The following is a 12438-nucleotide window of genomic DNA, read 5'->3' on the forward strand; positions in this document are numbered from 1 at the left end:
AATTTTAATAAAGGTGTATTAAATTGTGAAAGAAGTACTTTTTAACACTCACGATCTCGCTTTAATTTTTACCATGTTTATATGCTTATCGTTTAGCGTATTTTTAATCACATTGAAAAAAGGGAATAAATTAAGTAACTGCCTACTTGCCTGCTTTTTATTAGCTCAAGCCGCTATCCCTATGGATAATCTTATAAACTTTGGTGAAGCATTTAGACCTTTTGCATTAAATTTATCGCCAAATTTGTTTTATACATTCGGCTTAGCATTTTGGTTAGAAGTCCCGCTACTTTTGCTCTATATAAAATCGTTAGTTAATAAAAATTATGAAGTTAAAAAAATTGACGCACTGTATTTTATTCCTTTTATACTTTATGCCATCTATTTCACACTAGATTGGCTTATGCTCGACAACAGCGTTAAATTAGATGCACTCCAGAACGGTACCATTGAAACTACACCTATCATTGATCGTATAATTTATTTTTCTCGGGAATGTTTTCGTTTTTCTATCAGTGTTTTATGCTTTTTAGAACTACAAAAATATCAAAAAAATATCAAAAATGAATTTGCAGAACTAGAAAGTGTCGATCTGACTTGGTTAAAAGTCTTAGTTATTGGCTTTTTAATAGTTCATTTAAACGCAATATTTGTCTCGCTTGGTATTATTATGTCTTATGACATTGGGATAATTGTCGATCACGAACTATTGGGGCTTACCTCTAACTACGCGGTACTTTTATTAATAACGAGCTTAATATTTTTTAGTGCAGGTCATTCAAGAATATTCCAAGGTATTGACGACACACTCACTACCGAACAAAGTAAATTGCCAGAGGTTTTTGAACCCGAAAAAATACAAAAAATTGAAAGTTACTTGCTGCAAAACAAGCCTTATTTAAACCATTTACTCACACTAGATAACCTAGCAAGCCAATTAGGAATGGGGTCAAGAAGCCTTTCATCAATAATTAATAGGCACTTTGGTAAAAACTTTTTTGAGTTTATAAATCACTACAGAATTGAAGAAAGTAAACGGCTGCTACTTTTAGAAGAAAATAAAACAGTGACCATGTTGGACATTATGGATAAAGCAGGGTTTAACAGTAAAGCGACTTTTAATACATTTTTTAAAAAACTAGTGGGTATAACACCCACTCAATTTAGAAAAGAGCATTGGGAACGCCAAGCAAAAGCTTAGATTGTCCGCTTACAACTCTCTACAACAATGCATTATGGCGTATAATTTTTTAAAATATACGCCTGATGATCGGGCATTACATTAGCTGAGCGACTAATTACTGATTCAATATTTTTTAGTCTGCGTTTTATCTCATCACGGCTTAGCCTGTCAACTAATGGGTGGTAGCTTTTAGGTTTAATGCCTTGTCCGTGCATAACAGCAAGCCATGATGTTTCGTTAAATAACTCGTTGTCATGTCTAAATATACGACCGTTTTCACTAAACATATCTATTTTTTGTTTTAATGAATCTGGCATTTCTATGTTTTTACAATAACGCCAAAACTCACTATCATCGCGATTTGTTAACTTATAATGCAAAATAATAAAATCTCGAATACGATGATACTCTGTTTCAGTTTGCTGATTAAACAGATCAATATCGCACTGCGTAAAAGCTTTACTTGGGAACAACGTCATCAGTTTCGCAATAGCCGACTGAATTAAATGTAACCCTGTAGATTCAAGTGGTTCGACAAAGCCTGCCGATAAACCAATAGCAATACAGTTTTTATTCCAACTTTTTTTACGCATACCTGTAACCCACTGTAAGCTATTTATATCATTTAAAGGGCTTGATTCCAGTGTGTTTAATAATAAACTCTGCGCTTTATCGTCATCCATAAACTCGCTTGAATACACAAACCCATTACCTACTCTGTTTTGTAGCGGTATTCGCCAAGTCCAGCCAACACTCTGCGCCGTAGACTGTGTATAAGGGTTTAGTGATTTTGTAGATAAACAAGGCGCTGCAACCGCTTTATTACAAGGAAGTAGATGTGTCCAATCTTCGTAGCCCGTTTTAAGTGCTTGCTCAATTAGCAGTCCTTTAAAACCTGAACAATCAATAAATAAATCACCGCTGAGTACCGTGTTATCGTTTAACACTAACGACTCTATCATTCCTGTTACAGGGTTGGTTTTTACTTTATCAACCTGACCTTCAATACGCTTAACACCTTTATTTATAGCGTATTTACTTAAAAATTTAGCATAAAGGGTTGCATCAAAGTGGTAGGCATAATTAATACCTGCTAGCGGTGTATTTTGCTGGGTAGACGGGTGCATAAATTTGTTGGCGTAAGCACCTACCGATGCCAGTGAGTAGTTAGATAAGTTGGAAGTTTTTTCAAATTTTGGTTCATCTTGCATTTTCAACCAAAAATGATGAAAAGGCAGCGCCTCCATATTAGTACCGTAATTTCCAAAAGGATGAAAATAGCGATGCCCCTTTTCCTTCCAATCTATAAATTCGATACCTAGTTTAAACGTTGCATTTGTAAAACGAATAAACTCAGATTCATCGATGTCGAGTATTGTATTAAATAGCTGAATTTGCGGAATAGTTGCCTCACCTACCGACACAGTCCCTATCTCGCTCGATTCAACAAGTGTAATGCTACAATTATCGCAACCAATAACTTTTGCAAGTGCCGAGGCGCTCATCCAACCTGCCGAACCGCCACCCACAATTACAATCGACTTAATGTGTGTATCGCTCATTTTGTATAACCTTTTTAACTAAAAAATACGCTACTACTGCAACTTAGCCAGTAATAGCGTATATTTATGTGCCAGTAGTATTTATTAAAAGTTACCTTTTAAAATAATGCTAAATCGACGTTCGCTGGCAAACCAAGAGCGTGATATACGATTATTATCGTTGTCTATTTGCATAGAAGTACGCGCCACTTCGTTAGTTAAATTGGTACCTTGTAAGCCAATTTGAAATGAATCCGTTAGATTATAAAATACAGAACCATCAAGCTGCCCACCAGCTTCGTTATAAATAGGTAATTGGGTTATAACATCTTTACTGGTTAGCAAATATTCAGAGCGCCAGTTGTAAGCTAAGCGTGCATTTATGCCGTACTTTTCGTACATCGCTACAATATTTACGTTGTCTTTAGAAAGCCCTTCAAGAGGCAATCCATCAAATGCAACATCGGCGCCTTCTGTTGAATCAGGCTTATCTGGTGATAATCCTGCATTTGGTGATCCTTCTTCTTCAATATAGGTGTAGTTAAACTGCATCCCGATACCACTAAAGGCACCAGGTAAAAAGTCATAAAACTGCTGGTAAGCCAGCTCAAAACCCTGCACAGAGCCTTCATCACCATTTGTGGCACCGTTTACTTGTACTACCTGAGTAGCACCATTATTAGTAAACTCTCTATCTACTGAGCCATTAATAAAATAATTACTCATATCTTTATAAAAGAATGATGATGTAAGTGAACCCACTCCTTCAGAAAAATACCACTCAAGTGCTAAATCGTAGTTGTATGACTCCATTGGTTTTAAAAATGGATTCCCCGAGTTAGCTGTATAGCGTGAATAGCGTGCGTCTTGAATTTGTCTTTCATCTGAGCTTTCATCGTAGGTGATCACTAAGTCTTCAGGCGTGATTTTTACAAAGTTTCTTAGGTTTCCTAGAGCCGGTAGTGCTATAGCTTCTGAAAAGCCAAAGCGTAAAATTAAATCATCCTTTAAATTTAATTTTATATTTAAGCTAGGCAGTATATTTGTGTATTCGCTGTTTGCAGTTTGCTCTGTAAATCCTGCATTGCCAAAGGCCGCTTGATCCGAGGGTAAAAAATTATCGGGATCGGATGCATCGTTAATATCGCCAACGGTATCTGGGAATGTTAAAAAGCCATCTGTTTCATTTTTTATTTTTACATAGCGTAGGCCCACATTACCGCTATAAAACATGTCACCTAATTCACCTTCAAAATTACCTTTAATGTAAAACGCATTATTCACCTCAGACGTTTCATTTATTTCGTTATTTAAAAAATCTCCAACCGCACCGTCTCTGCTCGACAAACGTTGCCAATTTGGTGATAAAGACGCAAAGGCCGATTCTGCATTATTATAGTCTTTTACAAATGACTCTTTAGGAAACAAAAAAGCTCCCTCTGAGGCAACATTTAATACCCCGCCTCTGGCGAAGTTATCAAAAGTTACTTCCTCATAGCTATCGCCTAAACTAGCACCTAGCTCGTCGCCTTGCGCATCAAACCATGCACTGCCATTACCTGCCCACGCCTCAGACAGCCATCCCCAATTAAAAGTAGACTGACGTGTAGTTTGCTCTCGCTTAGCATAACGAGCACCAACTTTTACGCTAGTAAAAAAGCCACTATCAAATGTGTATTGTGTATCACCTGCAAAGGCAACTTCTTTACCATCATTATCAGATATGTGATCCATTGCACTGCGCCAAAAATAGTTATGAGGATCGGTAAAAAATCCTGCATCGCCGCTATTTGCAGGGTCAAGTAAAGTAATATCAGGTAACTCTGAGCCGTTTTGTTCAATACCAATTACAGCGCGAGTTGCGCCCATCACAGAAAAATCAAAAATCTCTGATGTAGACTCTACATATTGAGCGTCAAAATTAAACGACCATGTATCGTTAGGGCGATACTTAAGATTAAAGCCGTAATCGTCCACTACGTTATCTTGATCTCTAAAACGTGTGATCATCGCATGTTGTGCACCAAATTCACCTGATGGTTGACGCTGCGCATCATTACCACGCCAACCCGTATTTGATGTAATAAAACCCGATTCAAAAAGCCCTTGGTCAGTAATGTCAAATTCAGTACCTTCAAGAGCTACTAAATCATTAATAACAGCATCATCGGCCATTTCAATAGCGTGTTCGGTCCACGCTAGTGACGAATCAGAGCGAATAAATTGGGCTGTAGCTAAAAGCGTTTTACTTTCATTTTCAAACTGTAGTGCTCCTGCAAAACCTTCTCTGTCTCTGTCATCTTCTTTTCGGGTTAAACGCGTAGTACGAGGCACAAATACAGCTTGCCCATTAACAAGTTCATTTTGCTCTTCGTAACGGCCTATTTGTGTACCGTCTGACTGCGCCTTTAGTTTAGAGTTTGAATAATTTACTAATACGCCAAGCCTGCCATTATCTAAATCAAATATATCGCTATATAGGCCAGAAAATGACGGTGTTGTTTCATCTGCAAATTCGCTATATGTTCCATCTAAAGTAAAAGCGATTACTCGGCCGTCGGCATCAAAAGGTTTACGTGTAACCAAATTGACAGTACCAGCTATACCGCCTTCAATCATATCTGCCGATTGGTTTTTAAATAATTCAACAGACCCCATTAATTCTGGCGGTACATCTTGAAAGCTTAACCCTCGCCCTGAATCTGCAGTAAAAGTGTCGCGGCCGTTAAATTCACTGCGAGTATGTGTTAATCCACGAACAACAACACCGCTGCCTTCAACACCATAATGATCTGGATCGTTTGCAGCTGCAAAGCGTTCAATAGACACTCCTGGTAAACGGGTAATTGCCTCAAGTACACTTCGATCAGGTAAAGACCCAATATCTTTTGCTGAGATAGCATCGAGTACTGTTTCGCCTTCTCTCTTCATATTTTGGGCATTAATGAGATTTGAGCGTGTCCCTTCTACAATCACAATTTCTATATTATCTTCATCAGCTTTTGCTACGGCTTCTTCTTGTGCTGCAAATACATTACAAGAAAATGGTGATGCCATAATTGCAGAGGCAATTATCGACAACTTAAATTTACGGCTCTGTTTTATTTTCTTCATTCTTATTTCCCCAATCAGAATTTAAAGACTACTCACGTAGCACTTAAAATTCTTATCCTGTCTTTTTTGTGTATGTGGTTATCGTGCAGGTATAGGTTTAATAAAATTAAAGGCAAAAATCGCCTAACTAACCACACATACCGCTATTTGAACGCTTTATTAAGCCACTTTGGTTATATATACATACCTCGTTTTTATAAGTGGATTAATACATAGGGACTGAAAATCATACTGTTAAATAGTAATTAACACGTATTTGCAGCGTAATGCCCATTATTTAGGGGACTAAAGTATGAACTTACGTAAATACGTCCATTTAAACGTTCAAATTTATATTAATCTTACCCTTAGACGACTCTAATAATAACCTCTGTTAATTTATTTTTATCACACACCCATAAAGAGTTGGTAACAATGGTTAACAAAAATACAAAAGATTTTATTGCACTTACAGCAATCGCTACTTTAGTTAGTTGTGCGCCCCATAAACAATCAAATACAGATATTCCACTTTATCTAAATGAATCGGCAACAACTGACGAGCGCGTAAATGACTTAGTAAATCGCTTAACATTAGAAGAAAAAGTAGCTCAGCTATTTGATAAATCCCCCGCAATTGAGCGCTTAAATATTCCAAAATATAATTGGTGGAACGAAGCGCTTCACGGTGTAGCAAGAGCCGGTAAAGCAACTGTTTTTCCTCAGGCGATTGGTCTTGCTGCTACATTTGATGAAGACTTAATGTTAAGAGTTGGTACGGCTATTTCTGACGAAGGCAGAGCAAAGCATCATGCCTTTTTAAATGAAAATAACCACTCAATGTATACAGGGCTGACGTATTGGTCGCCAAACATAAATATTTTTAGAGATCCACGCTGGGGCCGTGGCCAAGAAACCTACGGTGAAGACCCTTATTTAACAACCCGTATTGCGGTTAATTTTATTAACGGCTTACAAGGTGATAACTCTAAGTATTTAAAATCTGTAGCGACACTTAAGCATTATGCAGTACATAGCGGCCCGGAGGTTTCAAGGCACAGTGACGACTACACTGCTTCTAAAAAAGATTTAGCAGAAACCTATTTACCTGCATTTAAAGATGTAATAGCACAAACGGATGTAGCATCAGTGATGTGTGCATATAACAGCGTAAATGGCACGCCGGCTTGTGGTAACAACGAGTTAATTCAAAATAAATTACGCGATGAATTTAATTTTAAAGGTTACATCGTATCTGACTGTGGTGCTATAGCCGATTTTTACGACATAAAATCCCACAATATAGTCAGTACAGAAGCACAAGCTGCAGCTATGGCGCTTAGAACAGGAACCGATTTAAACTGCGGTGATCATCATGGTAATACCTATAGTTATTTAACTCAGGCAGTACAAGAAGGATTAGTTGAAGAAAATGATATAGATATAGCATTAAAACGCCTTATGTATGCGCGCTTTAAATTAGGAATGTTTGATGATGCTAACAATGTGCCTTTTTCTAAAAAACCGATGACGTTAGTTGGATCTACAGAGCATTTAAAACTCACCGAAGAAGCAGCTCAAAAATCATTAGTATTACTTAAAAATAAACAATTGCTGCCTTTAAAAGGTAACGAAAAAATAGCATTAATCGGCCCGAATGCAAATAACACCGCTATTTTATTAGGAAATTACAACGGCACACCTATCAAACCTATTACTCCTAAATACGCATTAGAAAAACGCCTAGGTAAAAATAAACTTACATATTCTGCAGGCTCAAGCATTACCGGTGAGGTTTATACACATTACCAACCTATTGAGGCAAAGCATTTTTTTCATCTAGATCATAATAATCAAATGCAGCCAGGGTTAATTGCCCAGTATTACCCAGCGAGTAATTTTGACCGTCAACCAGCTAAACGACAAATAGATAAAAATATCGATTTTAGCTGGGAACGCTCCCCTATCGACAACTCTATTGAGCAAGAATTTGCTGTTAAATGGGACGGAATAATTAAACCTGAGCAAACAGCACAATACTATTTTAAAGCCACCAATATAAGTTTTACACTTAATGGTAAAACTGTTAATGGCGCTATAACGCTTAATAAAAATGAAGAATATATATTAACTGCACAAGCTAAATTCAATCATTTTTGGCATAGCAACGTTATTAACCCAACAGCGAGTTTAGGCTGGTTAAAAAACCCTCAAAACCTTACTCAACAAGCGCTAGATAATGCCAATGAAGCGGATGTTATTGTATTTGTAGGCGGTATTAGTGCCAATCTTGAAGGTGAAGAAATGCCACTGCAAATTGAAGGGTTTTCTCACGGAGATCGAACCAATATTAATTTACCTAAAAGCCAACTTAATTTACTTAAAAAGCTAAAGCAGACCGGTAAACCTATCGTACTTGTAAATATGAGCGGTAGTGCAATGGCATTAAATTGGGAGAACGAAAATATAGATGCCATTGTTCAGGGCTTCTATCCAGGTGAGGCAGCAGGAAGCGCGCTAGCTGGTTTACTTTACGGCGACTTTAGCCCATCAGGTAAATTGCCTATCACCTTTTATAAATCAGTTTCAGATTTACCTGACTTTAAAAACTACTCAATGCAAAACCGTACATACAAATATTATGAAGGTGAAGTACTTTACCCATTTGGTTACGGCTTAAGTTACGCAGACTTTAAATACAAAAACACACGTCATTCAATAAACGCAGACACTGGCGATTTAAACCTAACAACAACAATCGCTAACCAAAGCAGTTTTACAGCTGACGATGTTGTTCAAGTTTATATTTCTATGCCCGACGCGCCAATTAAAACACCTAATAAACAATTAGTGAGTTTTAAACACGTTACCCTTAAACACAAAACGCAAAACGAGGTTAAATTCACAGTTCCTAAAAACCAACTCACTTATATCAATGAGCAAGGTAATGCCGTGGCTTACAAAGGACGCTTAATTGTTACGGTGGGCTCTGGGCAAGGTATTAAAATACCAAAAGATAAATTTACGGTGTCTAACATTGTTTTATAAAAATAATAAAAATCTAGGAATTAAAAAATGGAAAATACAGCAACAGATCCCACGCTCAGTGGTACATCTATTCAATTAAAGAGTATCGAAAATGAGAACTTGCTACGTATATTTTTTATCGCTTGCGTAGCTGCGATTGGTGGATTCTTATTTGGTTTTGATAGCGGTGTAATTAATGGCACAGTTGATGGACTCAAAGGTGCCTTTAACTCAGACAGCGTAGTAACCGGCTTTAATGTAGCAAGTATGCTGCTAGGCTGCGCTATTGGTGCATTAATAGCAGGTAAAAGCGCCGATCACTTTGGTCGAAAAAAGGTATTACTTGCAACTGCTGTTCTTTTTATTATCAGTGCCTGGGGTTCAGGCATTGCAGGGGCGTCGGGGGAATTTATAATTTATCGCTTAATTGGCGGCTTAGCGGTAGGTGCAGCTTCAATACTAACGCCCGCTTATATAAGTGAAATAGCCCCGGCACGTTTACGTGGTACGCTTACTTCTATTCAGCAAATTGCTATTATTTTAGGATTATTTTGCTCTTTTTTAAGTAACTATTCATTAGTACAAATATCAGGGAACTCAACCGAAGTACTTTGGTCAGGCTTTGATACGTGGCGATGGATGTTTTGGATAGAATTAGTCCCTGCAACTATTTTTTTGGTCACTTTATTTTTTATTCCAGAAAGCCCGCGTTATTTAGCAATGAAAAATAAACAACAAGCAGGAATGAAAATTCTATCGCAGTTATTCGGTGCTAAAAACGCCAAACCAATGTGGGAAGAAATAAGGCAGTCATTAGGTAATAGCGAAAAAACAAAGATAAGTAACTTATTTCAAGCACACTCATTCAAGCTAAAACCAGTCGTTTATATTGCAATTGGGCTTGCAACATTACAGCAACTAGTCGGTATTAACGTGGTATTTTATTATGGCGCTATATTATGGCAGGCTGTTGGTTTTTCAGAATCAGATGCGCTTTTAATCAATATTATTAGTGGCGTAATTAGCTTAGTTGCCTGCTTTATTACTTTATCGCTTATTGATAAATTAGGCCGAAAGCCATTTTTATTAATCGGTTCAATAGGCATGACCTTCTCACTCATTGGTTTGGTTGTCGCATTTTCTAACGGCACTATAGACCCTCAAGGACAATTACAACTTGGCGACTGGGGCTTTACTGCACTCGTACAGGCCAACTTATATGTATTCTTTTTTAACCTTTCATGGGGTCCTGTAATGTGGGTAATGCTCGGCGAGATATTTCCAAATAACATGAGAGGATTAGGCTTAGGGCTTGCAGGGCTTGCTCAATGGCTGGCTAACTTTTTAGTTACTATGACCTTTCCAATATTGCTAGCCGGTGGAGGGCTTGCACTCGCGTATTCGCTCTATGCTTTTTTTGCTTTTATATCGGTACTTTTTGTTATTTACTTAGTAACTGAAACCAAAGGAACGAAACTAGAAAACGTATAACTTTATCGTCCTAAATAGCTAAATTTAGGACGATAATTTTTTAGTGCCTACCCAACTAATCTATAACCTACCGCTGGCTCAGTTAAGATATGAATAGGGCTTGCAGGGTTTACCTCAAGCTTTTGTCTTAGTTGCGCTACATGTACACGAATATACTCAGGTCTATTAATGTATTGCTCCCCCCATACCTGACTTAAAATAGCATTATGAGTAAGCACTTTATCTTTATTTTGAAATAACATAAGCAAAATTTTATATTCTTTATTAGTGAGCTTTACATCGCTGCTGTTAAGCGTAACTGTGTGCTTATGCGGATCTATAATGATGTTACCGCATTGCAGTGCCAAACTGGGCTGTGTATTTACTCTTAGTAGCACACGCATTCTTGCCAGAAGTTCGTTTGCACTAAAAGGTTTGGTTATATAATCGTTTGCCCCATTATCAAGGGCTGTAACCTTTTCCACCTCGCCATCGCGAGCCGAAAGCACTAATATTGGTATTTGGCTCCATTGTCGTACTTCAAGTAACCAAGCCTGTCCATCCATATCAAGCAATCCCAAATCAAGTAACACTAAGTCAAAGCTTTGCTCACTCATTAATGAAAAACCATCAAGCCCTTTCGCACTAATTGATACGTTATAGCCACTGGCACCTAGTAATGTTTTTAAAAAACTTTGCAGTGCAGGTGAGTCTTCTAGCACCAATACATTAATCATTCTTTGCACTCCAGCTAAGTATTGCTGTGGCTACTTGGGTCAGCTCATCAATAGTTAATACAAATTCGCCTTGATGAAACTGAGCAACTACATCGCAAATTACGCTACCAAGCCCAACTCCTTCATCCGAACTGCTTGGATGAGTAACTATGAGATTGCTTACGGCTATTTTATAGTGTGTTATATTAGCAATTCGTTCAGTATTAAAGTCCACTGTCGCCACTCCATCACCGTAACGTGCCGCGTTTTCGAATATATTCGCAAGCGCGATTTCTAAAAGTGTTATATCACCTATACAACAAGTAGCTTTATCAAAGACTAACGCTAAGTTAAAACCGCTTAATTGCTGCTGCCTGCGTGCTTTAGCCTCAGTAACCAGTGTATGTACGTTGATAGCTTGCAATGCTAGCTGCTCTCCTATTTTATTTACCCGGCTAAGCTCCATCACTTTATTAAAATGCTGATTTAAGATTTCACTTTGCTCATAAATATTTTTTGCTTGTTCTGTAATTGATGCCTTACTTAGCTCAATATTTTCGTCAGCTAACATGCTTGATGAGCCCATAATAGTAGCCAAAGGCGTGCGTAGATCATGAGATAAACTACGCAGCAATGCGTTTTTAGCACGTTCTAACTCTGCTTGTACTTTCATCGATGCCGACTGGTTTCTAAGATTTGAGTTTTCGTGGACCTGAAACAACAAAGACAGTGCCGTGTCTATAAATGCACGGTTTTCAGGACTAAGTTCGGCATCTGAAATAAAGCCGCCCCATTGTGTGTTTTGTTCGATATTGAAGTACTCTCCATTATCCATTGTATTATTGTTCCAACTAAGTGTAATACCTAGATGATTTTTAATCGATGTTGTAAATACTTGGCGCTGAGCGTTTATATCATCAAGCCCATTAAGCGCCTTAGCTAACTCATATAAACATCGTGTATTACTGGCATGTAACTGGGTATCACGAACGTTTTTACTTAGCTCGCCCGCCAATTTGCTTATCATCAAGCCAACTATAAGCATGACAGTAAAAGTGACTAAGTATTCAATTTTTTCGATATGAAATGTAAAGTACGGCAGTACAAAAAACCAGTCGGTACATGCCACACTAACTAACGTTGTAATCCCCGCTAAGGCGGCATTTTGACGCACCGCAACCCATGCCACCCAAAGTAATTGCAACATCACAATGTCGGTGGTCGTTAGCCACTCTCGAACTGGAAAAATAGCCAGCACAATAAAAATAGGCGCAATTGTTGTTAATAAAAGCGGCTTAAGCCATTTATTAATACCCATTTGTGCACTCCCATAAAATTCTCTTTTTATAGGTTACTGCTTTTTAATACGTTGTGTATAAAGTTTTTATAAAGATTTTTGGCTGTAGTG

The 12438-nt window shown here is 37.8% G+C and carries 7 protein-coding genes; 3 read left to right on the forward strand and 4 right to left on the reverse strand.

Features of this window, described 5'->3' with window-relative positions; translation table 11 throughout:
• Positions 1 to 25: 25 nt before the first annotated feature.
• On the forward strand, positions 26 to 1201 hold the full coding sequence (locus H5120_RS01885; protein ID WP_182673404.1) for an AraC family transcriptional regulator: 1176 nt from the start codon (positions 26 to 28) through the stop codon (positions 1199 to 1201).
• 32 nt (positions 1202 to 1233) lie between these two features.
• Here H5120_RS01885 and H5120_RS01890 read toward each other — a convergent pair whose 3' ends face one another.
• Both H5120_RS01890 and H5120_RS01895 read right to left on the reverse strand, forming a co-directional pair.
• The gene (locus tag H5120_RS01890) at positions 1234 to 2745 is read right to left on the reverse strand and encodes a tryptophan halogenase family protein (protein ID WP_182673405.1); all 1512 of its coding nucleotides are present in this window, start codon (positions 2743 to 2745) and stop codon (positions 1234 to 1236) included.
• An 84-nt stretch (positions 2746 to 2829) separates the two neighbouring features.
• Positions 2830 to 5838 (reverse strand): TonB-dependent receptor, encoded by a 3009-nt coding sequence (locus H5120_RS01895; RefSeq protein ID WP_182673406.1) that lies wholly within the window; start codon positions 5836 to 5838, stop codon positions 2830 to 2832.
• A 414-nt stretch (positions 5839 to 6252) separates the two neighbouring features.
• Here H5120_RS01895 and H5120_RS01900 point away from each other — a divergent pair, with 414 nt between their 5' ends.
• Both H5120_RS01900 and H5120_RS01905 read left to right on the forward strand, forming a co-directional pair.
• Positions 6253 to 8865: a glycoside hydrolase family 3 C-terminal domain-containing protein gene (locus H5120_RS01900; RefSeq protein ID WP_182673407.1), complete on the forward strand. Its 2613-nt coding sequence runs from the start codon at positions 6253 to 6255 to the stop codon at positions 8863 to 8865.
• Positions 8866 to 8892: 27 nt separating this feature from the next.
• Positions 8893 to 10335 (forward strand): sugar porter family MFS transporter, encoded by a 1443-nt coding sequence (locus tag H5120_RS01905; protein WP_182673408.1) that lies wholly within the window; start codon positions 8893 to 8895, stop codon positions 10333 to 10335.
• A gap of 47 nt (positions 10336 to 10382) precedes the next feature.
• Here the strand turns inward: H5120_RS01905 and H5120_RS01910 are convergent, their stop codons facing one another.
• Entirely contained in the window at positions 10383 to 11051 is a 669-nt protein-coding gene (locus tag H5120_RS01910) for a response regulator (RefSeq protein WP_101163047.1), read from the reverse strand.
• Positions 11044 to 12348 carry a DUF4118 domain-containing protein gene (locus H5120_RS01915; protein WP_182673409.1) on the reverse strand — a complete coding sequence of 435 codons (1305 nt, stop codon included), beginning with the start codon at positions 12346 to 12348 and terminating at the stop codon, positions 11044 to 11046. Before H5120_RS01915 ends, H5120_RS01910 begins: the two co-directional genes overlap by 8 nt.
• Between the last annotated feature and the right edge of the window lie 90 nt (positions 12349 to 12438).

This window comes from Pseudoalteromonas sp. SR43-2 (assembly GCF_014163885.1).
GTDB classification, from domain to species: domain Bacteria; phylum Pseudomonadota; class Gammaproteobacteria; order Enterobacterales; family Alteromonadaceae; genus Pseudoalteromonas; species Pseudoalteromonas distincta.